Origin of the sequence: Tessaracoccus rhinocerotis (assembly GCF_007197885.1) — a bacterium.
In the GTDB taxonomy this organism is placed as follows: Bacteria; Actinomycetota; Actinomycetes; order Propionibacteriales; family Propionibacteriaceae; genus Arachnia; species Arachnia rhinocerotis.
In genome coordinates, this window is the sequence record NZ_VKKG01000003.1 from 1 (window position 1) to 15,204 (window position 15,204).

Consider the following 15,204-nt stretch of genomic DNA (forward strand, 5'->3'; position numbering starts at 1 on the left):
GCGCTGGTGGACGGCCCCCGGCCCCCACCAGCGCCACCGGTGGCCCCCAACGTCAATATCGCTGGCTCCCAGAGGCAATATCCAGTGGTCCCGTCAGGCTCGAATACTCAACTGCTGGAGGCGATGCGGGACGAACTCCTAGTGCAGGCCCAACTGCATTGGGCGCTCGATGACAAGGGCAAGCGATCTCCTGCGTCCAAGTCCGCCAAACGCAAGCTGGATTCTGTCGAGAAGGCCATCAACGACCTACGGGGGCGAGCAAAGTGACGAGTGCAGAGGAGAGGGCCGCCGAGGAAGGCTGGAACGACGTTCCTGCCCTCGCCAGGTTCAACTTGGCCGTGCTAGGGGCGACGGGTGTCGGCAAATCCACTCTCATCAACGCGATGTTTGGTGAGGAAGTAGCTAGGACGGGCATCGGGAGGCCGGTGACTGACGCTGTTCGCCTGCATGTCAATAAGGAAGAAACCTTGGGGCTCTACGACTTCCGGGGTGCTGAGAGCTTTGAGGAAATGAAGGGCTTCATCCAAGACTTTCGGCGCATCTACCAAGAACGTATCGAATCGGATCGCGCGGATGCCATCCACGGGGTGTGGTACTGCATCAAGGCTTCTGATCGTCGGTTTGACGACAATCAGGTGGAGTTACTCGAAAAACTGAGTGAACAGGGGTTGCCTGTGATCTTGGTGGTTACCCAGACACCGCGGAGGAGTGGGACCTTGTCTCCTGATGCTGACCTGTTTCTGGGACACCTACTGTCACGGGGACTAGCTGCACGCGAGGTCGTCGCTGTCAGTGCGAAGCCCGACCCGTTCGTCGGCACCGAGGCGTTCGGCCTTGAGGATCTTCTTGACGCTACACGACGGGTCGCACCAGAGGGGGTGACTCAGGCCCTAGACCAGGCCCAGCGCGTAAGCGAACGTGGCAAAAGTGTGGCGACTAAGAAGATTATTGCGGCGGCTGTTGCTTCCGCTGCGGCGGTAGGGGCCGTGCCCCTGCCAGCAGCCGATGCGCCGGTTCTGATCGCGATTCAACTCGGGATGATGAGACAGATTGCGCGGATGTACGGTATCTCGCTTGAAACAATGGCCATGGTGGCCGCGTTTACCCAGTCGCTGACCGTGGTGGCGGGCAGGACTATCGTTGGCCAACTCTTGAAATTGATTCCCGGTGCAGGTTCTGTCATCAACGCAGGGGTGGCGGCCTCCATCACCGGGCTCGTCGGGTGGGCTTGGGCGGACCTTTGCAGCCGGCACTGGAAGGGCGAACTGGACCTGAATGACCTCGCCCTCAGCGGGATGTTGGGGGATGCCTTGGCCGAGGCGTTCAAGCAGGCTCGGAGGAAACCGGGTGATACGACGGTCTGACATGGTCGGCCGCGGACTAGCAGTTGATAGGTGGGAACACCTCGGCGTCGTGTTGCACTGGAGCGTGGCAGGCCTTGCTGCAGTTCAGACGGGGGTCCCGCCCTGGTTTCGACGACGCCCGGCTCGCTGCCGCTCGCGCGGGCTGCTCAACCACCGGGGGTTGAGCAGCGAGGGACGAGCGTCGTCGAAACCTAGCGGAGCAGGTTGAGCAGCGAGGGACGAGCGTCGTCGAAACTCTCAGTCGCCCAGGTTCGTCCCCACGTTCCGGGCGGTGCGGATCCAGGCATGGTCGGTGGGGACCAGCGCCAGGTTCCCCGCCACGTCCTCCAGCGGCACGGGCTCGGTGTCGTCGCCCTTGGAGCCCACCATCACTCCCCACTCGCCTTCGGCGATCAGGTCCGCGGCGGCGGAGCCGATGCGTGAGCCGAGCAGCCGGTCCTCGGCACAGGGGATTCCGCCGCGCTGGACGTAGCCGAGGATGGTCACCCTGGTCTCCAACCCCGTGGCCTCCTCCAGGTCGTGCGCGAGCTTGAAGGTGTGCTCCCGGTGCTCGTACTCCACCGACGCGAGGTGCTTCTTCGCTGCGGCCTTGGCCTCCGGGGTGTTCGCGTCCTTCACGAGGCGCTCGGCGGCCTGCAGTTCAGCGGTGGCGACCAGGTCGCGCGCGCCCTCGGCGACGGCCACGACGCTGAAGTTGGTGCCCTTCTCCCGGCGGTGCTGGATGGCGGTGGAGATCGACTCGACCGTGAACGGGATCTCGGGCAGCAGGATCACGTCCGCGCCACCGGCGATGCCTGCGCCGAGGGTGAGCCACCCGGCCTTGTGGCCCATGATCTCGGCAAGGATGATGCGGTGGTGGCTGTGCGCGGTCGAGTGCAGCCGGTCGATGGCGTCGGTGGCGATCTCGAGCGCGGTGGAGAACCCGAAGGTGTTGTCGGTGTGGGCGACGTCCTTGTCGATGGTCTTCGGCAGGTGCATCACGTTGAGCCCAGCCTTGGCCAGCCGCAACGCATTCTTCGCGGTGCCGCCGCCGCCGAGCAGCACCAGCCCGTCCAGCTTGTTCTTCTCGACGATGTCGGCGATCTCGCCAGTCATGTCGCGGACCTCGCCGTCCACCTCCATCTTGTGCACCTTGTCCCGGCTCGTCCCGAGGATGGTGCCGCCCGTGGTCAGGATGCCCGAGAGCATCGCCTTGTCGAGCTCGATGTGGCGGTCGGTGGCCAGGCCCCGGATGCCGTCGCGGAAACCGATCAGCTCCATCCCGTGGGATCCGATCGCGGCCTTGCCGAGACCGCGGATGGCGGCGTTGAGGCCGGGGCTGTCGCCACCTGCCGTGAGGACTCCGATTCGCTTCGATGCGCCCATGACTACTCCCTGTTCGGCTCTGGGAGTCCCGACGATACCGGCCGTGCACCTGCTTGGGGGACCCCGCCCGTTATCTCCAGAGGCCCCGGGCCTAACGTGCCGGGCATGGCACGAATCCTCATCACCCACGCAACCCGGGCCGGGGCCACCGCCGACGTCGCAGACATCCTCGCCGACGCCCTCGCGGGGGCCGGGCACGACGTCGACACGGTGCCGGTGGCCGAGGGACCCTCGCCCGAGGGCTTCGACCTGGTGGTCGTCGGCAGCGGCATCCACGCCACGGCCTGGTACTCCGAGGCCCTGGACTGGTTGTCCGCCCACGGCTCCGTCCTCGCGGGCCGGACCGCGCTGTTCAACGTCTGCCTCAACGCCGCGAACCCCATGAAGCGTGACGAGACCCTCGACTACAACCGCCCCGCGGCCCAGTTGGTGGCGCCGGTGGCGCAGGAGTCGTTCGCCGGGCGCTACGTGCCTGAGCGGGTCAGCTTCTGGAAGCGGGTCTTCATGCGCACCATGCAGGCGGCCCCCAAGGACCACGTCTCCCCGGGCACGATCCGCGCGTGGGCGGCTGTCCTGGCCGATCGGGTGCCCGCCGCCTGATCGCATCCGGGCCGCCGGGCTCTTCCCTGGTGTCAGTGCTGCGTGTGACGATGTTGGCAGCCGACAGGAGAGGAAACACATGCCCATCTCAACCGTTGCCTACATCGAGTTCCCCGGCACCGCCGCCGAGGCCATGAAGTTCTACCAGTCCGTCTTCGGTGGGGAGCTGGAGGTGATGGACTACACCGGTCTGGACACCTCGGACTTCCCCGTGCAGCCGGGCCCGGACACCGTCGCCCACGCCAGCCTCACCGGCGGCGCCCTGGAGCTCCGAGCGGGTGACTCCCTCAGCGAGGATCCACCCGGCGCCTCGTCGGAGGTCTACTCGATGATGATCCTGACGGACACCCAGGAGGAGGCCCGGGACCTGATCGACAAGTTCACCGCTGCCGGCGGGTCGGTCGAGCTACCGTACGAGCCCGCGCCGTGGGGAGACACCTACGGCCAGGTGCGCGACCAGTTCGGGGTGATGTGGCAGGTGGACACCCCCGGACCCGAGAGCTGAGGCCCTCGCTGGGTCGGGTTGGCGCTAGCCTGACCGCGTGAAGCGGCTCGTGGTTGGTGCCCTGCTGGTCGACGACGTCGCCGCGCCCTCGAGGGTGCTGGCGGCGCGTCGGACCACGCCCCCTGCGGGTCGGTGGGAGTTCCCGGGTGGGAAGGTCGAGCCGGGGGAGAGCGCACCGGCGGCACTGGAGCGCGAGATCCGCGAGGAGCTGCTGGTGGACGTCGTGGTGCACCGCCGGCTCGACGCGCCCAGCGGTGGTCGCTGGCCGATCAACGAAGCCTTGGAGATGGAGCTGTGGTGGTGCACCACCGCCGGGGAGGCCACGCCGCACGACTCCCACGACGCCGTTCGCTGGCTCACCGCCGCGCAGGTGTACGACGTCGAGTGGCTGCCGAGTGACCTGGCCGCCATCCCCGTGCTGGCCGGCCAATTGAGTGGTTAGGGTTTGCGGCATGACGGACAAACTGCGCAGCGCCCCGATCGGGCAGAGGGTGACCGTCAGGTTCCGCCTCGAGGACGGTTCCGCCACGGACGCAGTGGGGCCCCTCACGGAGCGTGACGAGGAAACCCTCGTCGTCGAGACGCGGCGCCGCGGTGCGGTCCGGATCCGGTTCGACACCGTCATCGCCGCCAGGATCATCCCCGGCTGAGGCGCCTCAGCCGGGCGAGACCTCACGGCCCGGCTCCCGGCGGCGCTCCAACCGGAAGGCGACCGTGCGGAACGTCGCCACGGCGTCCCAGGCGTTCAGCAGCATCAGGACCACCACCGCGATCCCCCACCAGGACAACCCCGACCACACCGCCAGCGCAGCCACGACGAGGCCGAGGAGCAGCCTCGAGGCGGTCAGCGCCGCGTGCAGCCAGGGCTGGCGCGCCATGGCGTTGTGCCACGGCCTGCCCGGGATCACCTCGACCTCACGGTCGAAGCGCTGGTACTGCTGCAGCATGTTGAAGAACCCGCCCGGGTTGAACCGGAACGAGTCGGGTGGCTCGGCCCCCTCGAACACCTCCCCCGCAAGGGTGGGGATCCCGAGCGAGGCCAGCACCCGGGAGAACCAGCCCTCGTCCGCGGCGGACTGGACGGCGGCCGCGACGAACCGCGCCTCGCAGTGCCCGAACGAGGGGTGCTGCAGCAGGCCGAGGACCTGGGAGCCGGGCTGCAACGCCATGTTGGTCAGCACCGTCGTGATCCGCGAGGCCTCCGGCGAGAGCTCCTCGCCCGAGTAGGGGACCCGCATGTCCGGGAGCCGGGTCAGGGTGAACGGCCCGGGGAGAACGCCCTCGTCGGCGAGCAGCGAGACGTGGCGCGCGCCCAGGTGGTTCGACAGGACCAGGACGGGCAGGTCCCGCTCGCCCCAGTTCACCTTGTGCAGGGCCGGTGGCGCCTCCGGGAACCGGGCGACCCACCAGGAGCCGGACCGGGACAGGTCCAGCGCGGCGCCGGCCACTCCCGCGAGGTAGGTCATGGTGTCGATGGGTCCCCGGCTCAGGACCACGACCGCCGTGGGCCGCGGCTCGTCGTGGGTGGCGACCGCGGGGGCGAGGAACTCGGGCTCGGGGAGTGGTGCGGTCTCGGCCCGGCTGAACTGCTCCGACGAGGGCGAGGCGAATCTCGGTGGCGGGGCGGACTCCCGGTGCCCGGCGACCTCCACCCCGCACTGCGTGGCCTCCGCGAGGTCGGCGGCCAGCACGCTGACGTGCGGCCCCGGGTGCACGCCGCCGGGGGTGTGCAGCAGCACGCGCAGGTCCGGCGTCGCCGCGATGCACAGCAGCAGCGGGAACCGGGACGGGTGGACGCCCTGGGAGATGGTCTCGGCGTCGGAGGACTGCCGCCCGACCGACCCGAGCACGTTTCTGTGCCGCAGGCGCTGCAGCACGGCGGAGGCGTCGGCACCGCGGTGCACCCCCGGCATGACGACGCCGTCGAGGAACAGCGTCCTCCCCCAAGTTCCCTCCACGAGGCGTCAGCCTAGCCCTCGCGCATGACTTCGGCGGCGGTGCGCCCGGAGTTGAGCAACTGGGCCATCCGCTCGACGGTGGGGCTCGAGTGCGTGAAGAACTGGAAGTAGCCCTCGCACAGGTGGTTCTGCCCGTCCTCCCCGTCGACGGAGGTGCCGAACCGGTCCTTCGGGCAGCCGCCGTGACAGGCCCAGCGCACGGGGCAGCGTCGGCACTGCGCGGTCAGCGCGGTGCGCTTCGCGCTGCCGAACGCCCGCTGCTGCGGCCCGGTGAGCACGTCGGAGAACGCGTCGGTGTGCACGTTCCCGAGCTGGTGGCCGGGCTCGACGTAGTGGTCACAGGAGTAGATGTCGCCGTTGTGCTCGACGGCGAGGGCGGTCCCGCACTCCGGCGCGTGCACGCACAGCGAGTACTGGCCGAAGCGGGCGGCGAGCATCGTGTCGAAGTGCTGCACGAACACGGTGCCGACGTCGCGGGCCCGCCACTCGTCGAACACCTCGCACAGGAACCGGCCCCACTGCGCCGGGCCGACGGAGCGTGACGTGACGGCGTTTCCGGCCTGCCGGTAGAGGAGTCGGGCGCCGTCGGGCCCGGTCCAGCCCTGCTCGGCAAGCGCCAGGTCCTCGGCCGGGACCCGCTCGACGATCGGGATGAACTGCAGGAACCTCGCGCCCAGCTCGTCGCGGAACCAGCGGTAGACCCGCAGGCCGTGGTCGCCGTTGGCGGAGTTCACGGTGCACAGGACGTTGGTCTCGACGCCGTGGCGCTGCAGGTACTCCCAGCCGCGGACCACCTGCGCGTGCGTGCCGCGGCCAGCCTTGTTGACGCGGTGGACGTCATGGAACTCGGCCGGCCCGTCGACGGAGAGCCCCACGAGGAACCCCTCGGCGGCGAGGAACTCGCACCAGTCGTCGTCGAGCAGGGTGCCGTTGGTCTGCAGGGCGTGGGTCACCCGCTGACCCGGGCGCCTCAACTCCTCGGCGAGCCGGACGGCCTCCCGGTAGAAGGGGAGCCCCCGCAGGGTGGGTTCGCCGCCCTGCCAGGTGAGGGTGACTTCGCCGTCGGGGTGCGAGTCGAGCTGGTTGGCCACAAAGGCGCGCAGGGTGGCCGGCGACATCTGCTGCGACCCGGCGTCGTGGAGGAGTTCCTTGGACAGGAAGAAGCAGTACGAGCAGTCCAGGTTGCAGGCTGCGCCCGCGGGCTTGGAGACGACGCTGAACGGCAGGCTGCGCATGCCCCATTCCTACGCCACGCGATGGTGGGGAATCGCCCCGGGGGTCCGGTTCCGGGCGGTCAGCCCCGCGACGCCTGGAACGCCACGATCCGCTCCACGGCCTCGGCGACGGCGTCTGCCCCGGCCGCGAACGACAACCGGACGAACTCCCGGCCGTGGAAGGGGTCGAAGTCGGTGCCGGGGACGATGGCGACGCCGGTCCGCTCGAGCAGCTCGCCGCACCACGCGGCGGAGTCCGCCAGGTCGCCCAGATTGTCCCCGAGCCCGGCGTACAGGTAGAACGCGCCGTCGGCGGGCGCCACCGGGCCCCAGCCCAGCCGTTCCAACTGCGTCAGCAGCACCTCCCGCGTGGCGGCGAACGAGGCCACCCGCTGCTCGGCGTGCCGGTAGGACTCCTCGGTGAACGCCCCCAGCGCCGGCCGCTGGGCGGGTACCGGCGGGCAGAGCGCGACGTTCCCGGCCAAGGCGTCCACGCCGCCGCGGAGGTCTTGGGGCAGCAACGCCCACCCGAGCCGCCAGCCCGTCATTCCCCAGAACTTGGAGAACGAGGAGACGACGATGCTGCTGCGGTCCAGCTCCCAGGCGCAGACGCCGCGCGGGTCGCTCGCGCCCGGTGCCGGGTAGGTGATGCCGTGGTAGATCTCGTCGCTGACCAGGCGGACATCGTGGGCGCGGCACCACGCGGTGAGGTCGGCGAGCTCGGCGCGGGTGACCATGGTGCCGGTGGGATTGGCCGGAGACGCGACGACCAGCCCCGCCAGTTCACCGTGCCGCGCCACGGCGTCGTCGAGGAGCGCCGGCGTCGGCTGGAACCGCGTGGCGGGGCCGCACTCCAACTGCACCACCTCACACCCCAGCGCGGCGAGGATGTTGCGGTACGCGGGATAGCCGGGGGCGGCCAGCGCCACGCGGTCGCCGTGCTCGAAGGCGGCCAGGAACGTCAGCACGAACGCCCCGGAGGAGCCGGTGGTGACGGCGACGTCCTCGGCGCCCAGGTCGAGGCCGTACCAGCGCCCGTAGTGGCCGGCGATCGCCTCCCGGAGCTCACGCAGCCCGAGCGCGCTGGAGTAGCCGAGCGGCTCGCCGCCCAGGTGCTGTTCCGCGGCCAGCCGGTGCACCTCCGGCGGCGCCCCGCCGCTGGGCTCGCCCGCGCACAGCGAGATGACGTCCCTGCCCCGGGAACGCAGCTGGGCCACCCGGTCCAGCACGCTCATCACCTCAAACGGCGGCACCTGCGCCCGGCGCGACAACTTCATGGGGTCAGCCTGCCACAGGCTCGCGGCGCCGGATCCGGGCCGGGGCTGGCGTAGATTGGCCTCGAGAATCCACCGGAAGGGCTGGCGATGACTGCCGAGGAACTCTGGACGAAGCTGGACGACTACTACGACTCCCACCTGGTGGCCGAGGACGAGGCCCTCATCGAGGCCAGGCGCGCCCGGGAGGTGGCGGGGCTGCCGGACATCGCCGTCGCCACCAACCAGGGCAAGTTCATCCACATGCTGGCGCAGCTGATGGGGGCGCGGCGGATCCTGGAGATCGGCACCCTCGGCGGCTACAGCACCATCTGGCTGGCGCGCGCCCTGCCCGAGGGCGGCCGGCTCGTGACCCTGGAGTACGAACCCGAGCACGCCCGCGTGGCTGAGGCGAGCGTCGCACGCGCAGGCCTCGCCGACGTCGTCGAGGTCCGCGTGGGCGCCGCCCTCGAGTCGCTGCCGGGGCTCGTCGGTGAGGAGCCATTCGACTTCTTCTTCATCGACGCCGACAAGGTCAACAACCCCTACTACCTGGAGTGGACCCTCGAGCTGGGGCGCCCGGGCTCGCTCGTCGTGCTGGACAACGTGGTGCGCGGCGGGCAGGTGGTGGACCCGGACGTGCACGCCCCGGACGTCACGGGGACGCGGGCCGCGATCGAGCTCATCGGCAGCCACCCGCGCCTCGACGGCGTCGCGCTCCAGACCGTCGGCGCCAAGGGCTGGGACGGCTTCGCGCTCGCGCGCATCCTCGCCTGACCGCGCCCGGGGATTCGGCCGGTCCCGCAGGGGGTGGGCCGCCCGAGTCGGCGCGGATCGGGCAGGATGGGCTCATGTACCCCACCTACGCACCGGATCCGGACCGCTACGACGGTCGGATGCCGTACCGCCGCACGGGCCGCTCGGGCCTGCAGCTCCCCCTGATCTCCCTGGGGCTGTGGCAGAACTTCGGCGACGACAAGCCGATGGAGACCCAGCGCGCCATCATCCGTCGCTCCTTCGACGCCGGCATCACGCACTTCGACCTCGCCAACAACTACGGGCCGCCCTACGGCCAGGCGGAGATCAACTTCGGCACCATCTTCGCCCAGGACCTGTTGCCCTTCCGCGACGAGCTCATCATCTCGACCAAGGCCGGCTACGACATGTGGGCCGGTCCCTACGGCCAGGGCGGCGGCAGCCGCAAGTACGTCCTCGCGAGCCTCGACCAGTCCCTGAAGCGGATGGGGCTGGACTACGTCGACATCTTCTACTCGCACCGCTTCGACCCGGACACCCCCATCGAGGAGACGATGATGGCGCTGGACCAGGCGGTTCGCTCCGGCCGGGCGCTCTACATCGGCATCTCCTCCTACTCGGCGGCCAAGACCCGTGAGGCGGCCAACATCGCCCGCCAGTTGGGCACCCCGATCCTCATCCACCAGCCCAGCTACAACATGTTCAACCGCTGGATCGAGCCCGACGTGCTCAACGCCTGCGAGAACGACGGCCTTGGCATCATCGCCTTCACCGCACTGGCCCAGGGTCTGCTCACCGACCGCTACCTGGACGGCATCCCCGAGGACTCGCGGATGGCACGGCCCGGCAGCCTGCCGAAGAGCCAGCTCACCGCCGAGACGTTCTCCCACATCAAGGCGCTGAACGAGATCGCCGAGTCCCGCGGCCAGAAACTGGCGCAGATGGCGCTGGCGTGGGTGCTGCGCGACGAGCGGGTGACGTCGACACTCATCGGCGCGTCGTCGGTGGAGCAGCTAGAGACCAACCTGGGTGCGCTGGACAACCTTGATTTCAGCGACGACGAGCTGGCCGCGATCGACGAGCACGCGGTCGATGCCGGGGTGAACCTGTGGGCGAAGTCGATCGAGGAGTGAGTCGCCGCCGCCCCATCGAGCCGACGGCGGTCGAGGGCGAGCCGCAGGCGGTCCGCTGGGTGGTGGACACGGGCGAGCTCGGGGTCGGCGAGGTGGACGCCGCCCCGGGAACCCTCGGACCGTTGCTGCAGTACGGGGTCCTGACGCGGGTCGTCCTGGAGGACGGCGCCGTCGTCACCTGGCTTGCCGACGACCACACCTGGACCGACCACGGCCCGAGGATCCGCGACGCCGTCAACGTCGCCATCGACCTCGAGGGCTGGGCGCTCGCCGGGAACGGGACGGGTCCCGCGAAGCACTAGTGTGACGGGGTGATCGACGAACTGGCGCAGCTCTACCCGCCCTTCGGCCTGTCCGTGCGGGCCGGGGACATCACCCTGCGGGTCTTCCGGGACTCCGACCTGCCCGCCTACGCGGAGCTGGTCTCGTCCCCGATCTTCGCCGACGACGACGCGCCCCACGTGTTCGCCTGGACCCAGGGGGACCCGGCCAAACGGCTGACCGACTCGCTGCAGTTCCAGTGGGCGGCCCGCTCGTCGGTCGGGCCCGAGGACTGGCAGCTGCCGCTGGGCGTGTTCGAGGGCGAGCGCCTCGTCGGGTCGCAGGACCTGAGCGCGAAGCACTTCGCCAAGCTCGGCGTGGTCGGCTCCGGCTCCTACCTGCGCCTGGACGCGCAGGGACGCGGCATCGGCACGCTGATGCGCCAGATGGTGCTGGTGCTCGCCTTCGACCACCTCGGGGCGGTGCGGGCGGAGTCCTCCGCCGTCGTCGGCAACGCGGCCTCGCTGGCCGTATCCCGCCACTGCGGCTACGCCCTCGACGGCTTCGAGGTCTCGCTCAACGGTGAACGCCGGGTCGAGCTGCAGCGGGTGGCGGTCACGCCCGAGACGTTCGTGCGGCCCGACGTCGAAGTCACCGTCAGCGGCGTCACACCCGAACTGCGGACCCTGCTGGGCGCCGTCCCGGCGGGGTCCTGAGGGTGCCTGCCAAGGCTGGGACCGTGAACCCGACCAGACCAGCTGGCCGCCAACCCGACCCCCGGGGCCGGGCATGAGCACGGGCGCGAGCCGGCAGCGGATCGACCAGCTGTCGGCCTCGCCCACCGAGGTGCTGCGACGGCTGCGGCACCGACGGCGGATCGTCGCGCTGGTCGGTGCCTGGCACCACGGCGAGGCGCTGCTCGCACTGGACCCCGACCGCGAACTCGGACCCGACGAGGATCCCTTCGACATCGCCGACGTGCCGCCCGCCCCCACCGACGGCACCTTCGGCGGCGGCTGGCTCGGCGTGTGGGGCTACCGGCTGGCGCGTCGCCTGGAGGAGGTCGGGCCCGAGCCGCCCCGCCCGGACCCGCAACCGGACCACGTGCTGGCGCACTACCGCCACGTCCTGCGCCGCACCCGCGGAACCTGGTGGGCCGAGTCCCTCGACGGCCCCGACGCCCTGGCCACCTGGGTGGAGCAGCTCTCCGCCGAGCTGTTCCCGGCAGACGGCGCCGGCGCCTCCCGACGGCTCCCGTTCGAGTTCACCCCGTTCCGCTCCGTGCCGGCCCCGGCCGAGCACGAGGCCGCCGTCGCGCGGGTCCAGGAGCACATCGTCGCCGGCGACATCTTCCAGGCCAACCTGTGCCAGCGGCTGGAATCGCGCTTCACCGGCGACCCGCTGGACGTGTTCTGCGCCGGCGTCGAGGCGATCGCCCCGGCCTACGCCGCCTACGTGGCCTGGGACGACGGGGCCGTGGTGAGCCTTTCCCCCGAGCTCTTCCTGCGCCGCACCGGCCGCGAGGTGCTGACCTCGCCCATCAAGGGCACCGCGCCGCTGACGGCCGACCCGGCGGAACTCGTCGCCTCCACCAAGGACCGAGCCGAGAACATCATGATCGTCGACCTGATGCGCAACGACCTCGGCCGCGTCTGCGAACCGGGCTCCGTGCGGGTGCCGGCGATGGTCCGCGCCGAGCGGCACAGCGTCTGGCACCTGGTCTCCGACGTCGTGGGCCACCTCCGCCGCGACCTCACCGATGCCGACCTGCTGCGCGCCACGTTCCCGCCCGGCTCGATCACCGGGGCGCCGAAGGTGCGCGCCATGCAGGTGATCGCCCAGCAGGAGACCACCGCCCGCGAGGCCTACACCGGGGCCGTCGGCCACCTCAGCCCCCATGCCGGGCTGGAGCTGAACGTGGCCATCCGCACCCTCGAGTTGTCAGGTGACCGCGCCTGGCTGGGAGTGGGCGGCGGCATCGTCGCCGACTCCGTGCCCTCGCTGGAGCAGACGGAGTGCCTCACCAAGGCCGAGCCGATCCTGTTGGCGGTCGGGGCCCGGCCTGCTGGCCCCTCGAGGCTCACGAGCTCGCACCCCGGGGGGAGAACTGTGCCCACCTCCAGTCGTCCTGGGGTGCGAACGGCCGCGAGCCTCGAAGGACCCCGTGCCGTCTTCGAAACGGTCCTCGTGGTGGACGGCCATGCGGTCGACCTCGACGCCCACCTGGCCCGCCTCGATGCCTCGGTGCGCGCCCTGCACGGCACGACGGTGCGCGCCGGACTGGAGTCTGCCGTCGCCGCCAGGGTGGCCGGCTCCACGGGCCGACAGCGCCTCAGGATCGACGCCGTGCCCAGCGGCGGATCCGAGGTGGCGCTGAGGCTGGCCCTCGCCCCACTGCGGGAGGAGCCGGCAGCGTGGGAACTGGACGTGCAGGTGGTCGCCGGGGGCTGGGGCGCGCACAAGTGGGCCGACCGCGACGCCCTCGGCCCCCACGTCCCGGGCCGCGACAGGCTGCTCGTGGACACCGACGGCTCCGTCCTCGAGACCGCCCGGGGATCGTTGTTCGTGGTGCTCGACGACGGCGTCCACACCCCGCCGCTGGACGGCCGCATCCTGCCCGGCACCGAGCGGGCCCGCGTGCTGGAGAGGCTGCGGGCGGCCGGAATCGGAGTCCACCAGCGTCGGCTCACCACCGCCGACCTGACCCGCGCCTCTGAGGTGTTCGTCACCAACGCCCTGCGGGGTACGGTGCCCGTCACGAACTGCCCGGGCGTCGGCCGGTGGTCGGCGGGCCCGGTCGCGGCCCTGCTGCGCGACGGCGGGGCCGCGCCTGCTCCCGGTCCGACGGGCGGGCGCCGGGGGAGCACGCGGCCTGCGGGGCCGGCGCGCGTGTTGTTCGTCGACAACTACGACTCGTTCGTCCACAACCTGGTCCAGTACGCCGGTGAGCTGGGCGCCACGACGGAGGTGCTGCGCAATGACGGTGCCGACGTCGACGCGTTGGTGGCGAGGCGGTCGGCCGGGGAGTTCACCCACCTGGTGATCTCGCCCGGCCCCGGCACCCCGGACGACGCGGGCATCAGCGCGGAGCTGGTCCGCAGGCTCGGCCCCACCACCCCCACCCTGGGCGTCTGCCTGGGCCACCAGGTGATCGGCGAGGTCTACGGCGGGCGGGTGGTGCGCGCCGCGGAGGTGGTGCACGGCAAGCCGTCGCTGGTGCACCACGACGGCGTAGGCGTCTTCACCGGTTTGCCGAGCCCGCTGTCGTGCGCCCGCTACCACTCGCTGGTGATCGAGCCGACGTCGGTGCCGGGAGACCTCGTCGTCACGGCGCGGACCGCGTCGGGCGTGATCATGGGGGTCAGGCACCGCGAGCACCCCGTGGAGGGCGTGCAGATGCACCCCGAGTCGATCCTCACCCACCGCGGACATGACATGCTCGCGAACTTCCTCGCACGCCCGCCGGGCCCTTGACAGTTGCCTGGGAGCGAGCCAGGGCGTCGGTCAGTCGATGGCCGCGTGGTGGGGCGTCACGATCGGCTCCTTGGCCGGGCCGACGGTCAGGGCGGCGATTCCCGTCGTGATGGGAACCGACAGCACCAGCCCGATCGCGCTCGCGAGGGTGCGCACCACCTCCCCGGCGAACATCTCCACCCCGAACAGGGCGAGGGTGTCGCGGTTGGTGAAGTACAGCAGCAGGAGGATCGCCAGCGCGCTGCCCGCGTAGGCGAACACGATGGTGTAGATCGTGGAGGCGATGTGGTCACGGCCGATCCGCATCCCCGCGGCGAACACCTTCCGGCGCGTCCACTCGGGAGCCGCGCCGCGCAGCTCCCACACGGCCGAGCTCTGCGTGATGGTGACGTCGTTGAGCACGCCGAGGCCGCCGATGATGATGCCCACCATCAGGAGTTCCTGGAAGTTGAGGCCGCCGACCAGCTGGGAGAGGTCGTACTCGGCCTCGTCCGCGAACCCGGACAGGCGGGCCGCGCGCACCGCGACCATCCCCAGCCCCGTCGTCACCGCCAGCCCGAGCAGCGTGCCGGCGAGTGCCGTCGACGTCCGTACGGAGATGCCGTGGGCGACGTAGAGGACCACGAACATGATGACCGTGGAACCCGCCAGCGCCACGGGCATGCCGGGCCTGCCGACGATCAGCGCGGGCAGCATGAAGCCCATCAGGACGTAGGCGGCCACGCCCAGTCCGATCAGCGCGAACAGGCCCTTCCAACGGGCGACGGCGACCACGCAGATCACGAACAGCACGGCCAGGGTGATCAGGACTGGGAGTCGGTCGGTGCCGGAGTAGGAGTAGATCGGACCGTTCTCGGTGGCGATCCGGGCCACCTCGATGCTGTCGCCGGCGCGCAGCCCCGCCTGCGCCTGCGGGCCCAGCAGTTCGACGGCGACCACCTCGCCGGCGTCCTCGCCGGTGGCGATCTCCACGTTCGCCGTCTGGCAGGGGGCCTCGGAGCCGGAGTCCTGCATCATCTCGCAGCCGGGCTCCACGGAAGCGATGGTGCCGTGCTCGTAGGTGACGCCCGGGGCGTCGTAGACCGGGACGATGGCCTGGGCCATCTCGCCCTGGGAGGGCCACAGCCAGATCAGACCCGCGACGGCGACGACGCCCACGACCACGAGGAACGCGATCAGGCCGTTGCGTGCCCGCGTGCCCACCTCGACCTTCCCGCGGCTGGGGATGTGTGAGTGTCCGTGTCCCATGGGGCGTCAGCCTACCCACCGTGGGCGGCGGTGCCGGCGCTTCGGCACCGACGCCCCGAGGCCGAGCTTCCCG

General features: G+C 70.8%; 16 protein-coding genes. 11 read left to right on the forward strand and 5 right to left on the reverse strand.

Translation table 11 applies throughout. The annotated features are described in order from the left end of the window. Positions 1 to 267, forward strand: a 267-nt coding sequence (locus FOJ82_RS16460; RefSeq protein ID WP_221933078.1) for a hypothetical protein, incomplete at its 5' end; no start/stop codon positions are given. Continuing rightward, a complete protein-coding gene (locus FOJ82_RS08225; RefSeq protein WP_143938013.1) occupies positions 264 to 1,364 on the forward strand; it encodes a GTPase in 1,101 nt (366 codons plus the stop codon). The genes FOJ82_RS16460 and FOJ82_RS08225, both read left to right, overlap by 4 nt. 237 nt (positions 1,365 to 1,601) lie before the next feature. Here FOJ82_RS08225 and FOJ82_RS08230 read toward each other — a convergent pair whose 3' ends face one another. After that, positions 1,602 to 2,729 (reverse strand): 6-phosphofructokinase, encoded by a 1,128-nt coding sequence (locus tag FOJ82_RS08230; RefSeq protein ID WP_143938014.1) that lies wholly within the window; start codon positions 2,727 to 2,729, stop codon positions 1,602 to 1,604. Between the two features lie 105 nt (positions 2,730 to 2,834). On the opposite strand from FOJ82_RS08230, the gene FOJ82_RS08235 reads away from it, so the two are divergent. The 4 genes from FOJ82_RS08235 (at position 2,835) to FOJ82_RS08250 (ending at position 4,484) form a co-directional block, all read left to right on the forward strand. After that, the gene (locus tag FOJ82_RS08235) at positions 2,835 to 3,329 is read left to right on the forward strand and encodes a flavodoxin domain-containing protein (protein ID WP_143938015.1); all 495 of its coding nucleotides are present in this window, start codon (positions 2,835 to 2,837) and stop codon (positions 3,327 to 3,329) included. A gap of 79 nt (positions 3,330 to 3,408) precedes the next feature. Beyond that, positions 3,409 to 3,834, forward strand: coding sequence for a VOC family protein (locus FOJ82_RS08240; RefSeq protein ID WP_143938016.1), 426 nt, complete (start codon positions 3,409 to 3,411; stop codon positions 3,832 to 3,834). A gap of 37 nt (positions 3,835 to 3,871) precedes the next feature. Continuing rightward, positions 3,872 to 4,276 (forward strand): NUDIX domain-containing protein, encoded by a 405-nt coding sequence (locus FOJ82_RS08245; protein ID WP_143938017.1) that lies wholly within the window; start codon positions 3,872 to 3,874, stop codon positions 4,274 to 4,276. A gap of 10 nt (positions 4,277 to 4,286) precedes the next feature. Next, positions 4,287 to 4,484 carry a putative acetyltransferase gene (locus tag FOJ82_RS08250; protein WP_143938018.1) on the forward strand — a complete coding sequence of 66 codons (198 nt, stop codon included), beginning with the start codon at positions 4,287 to 4,289 and terminating at the stop codon, positions 4,482 to 4,484. A 6-nt stretch (positions 4,485 to 4,490) separates the two neighbouring features. On the opposite strand, the gene FOJ82_RS08255 is transcribed toward FOJ82_RS08250, so the two are convergent. The 3 genes from FOJ82_RS08255 to FOJ82_RS08265 are packed head-to-tail and all read right to left on the reverse strand — an operon-like array spanning position 4,491 to position 8,283. Beyond that, entirely contained in the window at positions 4,491 to 5,792 is a 1,302-nt protein-coding gene (locus FOJ82_RS08255) for a hypothetical protein (protein WP_143938019.1), read from the reverse strand. A gap of 11 nt (positions 5,793 to 5,803) precedes the next feature. Beyond that, positions 5,804 to 7,027 (reverse strand): anaerobic sulfatase maturase, encoded by a 1,224-nt coding sequence (locus tag FOJ82_RS08260; protein ID WP_143938020.1) that lies wholly within the window; start codon positions 7,025 to 7,027, stop codon positions 5,804 to 5,806. 59 nt (positions 7,028 to 7,086) lie between these two features. Further along, on the reverse strand, positions 7,087 to 8,283 hold the full coding sequence (locus tag FOJ82_RS08265; RefSeq protein WP_143938021.1) for a pyridoxal phosphate-dependent aminotransferase: 1,197 nt from the start codon (positions 8,281 to 8,283) through the stop codon (positions 7,087 to 7,089). An 87-nt stretch (positions 8,284 to 8,370) separates the two neighbouring features. On the opposite strand from FOJ82_RS08265, the gene FOJ82_RS08270 reads away from it, so the two are divergent. The 5 genes from FOJ82_RS08270 (at position 8,371) to FOJ82_RS08290 (ending at position 13,883) form a co-directional block, all read left to right on the forward strand. Further along, positions 8,371 to 9,036, forward strand: a complete 666-nt coding sequence (locus FOJ82_RS08270) for an O-methyltransferase (protein WP_143938022.1) — start codon at positions 8,371 to 8,373, stop codon at positions 9,034 to 9,036. 74 nt (positions 9,037 to 9,110) lie between these two features. Further along, the gene (gene mgrA / locus FOJ82_RS08275; protein WP_143938023.1) at positions 9,111 to 10,148 is read left to right on the forward strand and encodes an L-glyceraldehyde 3-phosphate reductase; all 1,038 of its coding nucleotides are present in this window, start codon (positions 9,111 to 9,113) and stop codon (positions 10,146 to 10,148) included. Beyond that, positions 10,145 to 10,450: a hypothetical protein gene (locus tag FOJ82_RS08280; protein WP_143938024.1), complete on the forward strand. Its 306-nt coding sequence runs from the start codon at positions 10,145 to 10,147 to the stop codon at positions 10,448 to 10,450. The genes mgrA and FOJ82_RS08280 overlap by 4 nt, the downstream gene beginning before the upstream one ends. A gap of 9 nt (positions 10,451 to 10,459) precedes the next feature. Next, complete coding sequence (locus FOJ82_RS08285; RefSeq protein WP_143938025.1) at positions 10,460 to 11,125, forward strand: GNAT family N-acetyltransferase; 666 nt, start codon at positions 10,460 to 10,462, stop codon at positions 11,123 to 11,125. A 73-nt stretch (positions 11,126 to 11,198) separates the two neighbouring features. After that, positions 11,199 to 13,883: an aminodeoxychorismate synthase component I gene (locus tag FOJ82_RS08290; protein ID WP_185975686.1), complete on the forward strand. Its 2,685-nt coding sequence runs from the start codon at positions 11,199 to 11,201 to the stop codon at positions 13,881 to 13,883. 30 nt (positions 13,884 to 13,913) lie between these two features. Here the strand turns inward: FOJ82_RS08290 and FOJ82_RS08295 are convergent, their stop codons facing one another. After that, complete coding sequence (locus FOJ82_RS08295) at positions 13,914 to 15,131, reverse strand: YibE/F family protein (RefSeq protein WP_143938026.1); 1,218 nt, start codon at positions 15,129 to 15,131, stop codon at positions 13,914 to 13,916. Between the last annotated feature and the right edge of the window lie 73 nt (positions 15,132 to 15,204).

What these genes read in the sequence shown, in the direction of transcription:
- FOJ82_RS08230 (WP_143938014.1), bottom strand. Translation starts at nt 2,729, where the DNA reads ATGGGCGCATCGAAGCGAATCGGAGTCCTCACGGCAGGTGGCGACAGC.
- FOJ82_RS08260 (WP_143938020.1), bottom strand. Translation starts at nt 7,027, where the DNA reads ATGCGCAGCCTGCCGTTCAGCGTCGTCTCCAAGCCCGCGGGCGCAGCC.
- FOJ82_RS08265 (WP_143938021.1), bottom strand. Translation starts at nt 8,283, where the DNA reads ATGAAGTTGTCGCGCCGGGCGCAGGTGCCGCCGTTTGAGGTGATGAGC.
- FOJ82_RS08250 (WP_143938018.1), top strand. Translation starts at nt 4,287, where the DNA reads ATGACGGACAAACTGCGCAGCGCCCCGATCGGGCAGAGGGTGACCGTC.
- FOJ82_RS08235 (WP_143938015.1), top strand. Translation starts at nt 2,835, where the DNA reads ATGGCACGAATCCTCATCACCCACGCAACCCGGGCCGGGGCCACCGCC.
- FOJ82_RS08240 (WP_143938016.1), top strand. Translation starts at nt 3,409, where the DNA reads ATGCCCATCTCAACCGTTGCCTACATCGAGTTCCCCGGCACCGCCGCC.
- FOJ82_RS08270 (WP_143938022.1), top strand. Translation starts at nt 8,371, where the DNA reads ATGACTGCCGAGGAACTCTGGACGAAGCTGGACGACTACTACGACTCC.
- mgrA (WP_143938023.1), top strand. Translation starts at nt 9,111, where the DNA reads ATGTACCCCACCTACGCACCGGATCCGGACCGCTACGACGGTCGGATG.
- FOJ82_RS08290 (WP_185975686.1), top strand. Translation starts at nt 11,199, where the DNA reads ATGAGCACGGGCGCGAGCCGGCAGCGGATCGACCAGCTGTCGGCCTCG.
- FOJ82_RS08295 (WP_143938026.1), bottom strand. Translation starts at nt 15,131, where the DNA reads ATGGGACACGGACACTCACACATCCCCAGCCGCGGGAAGGTCGAGGTG.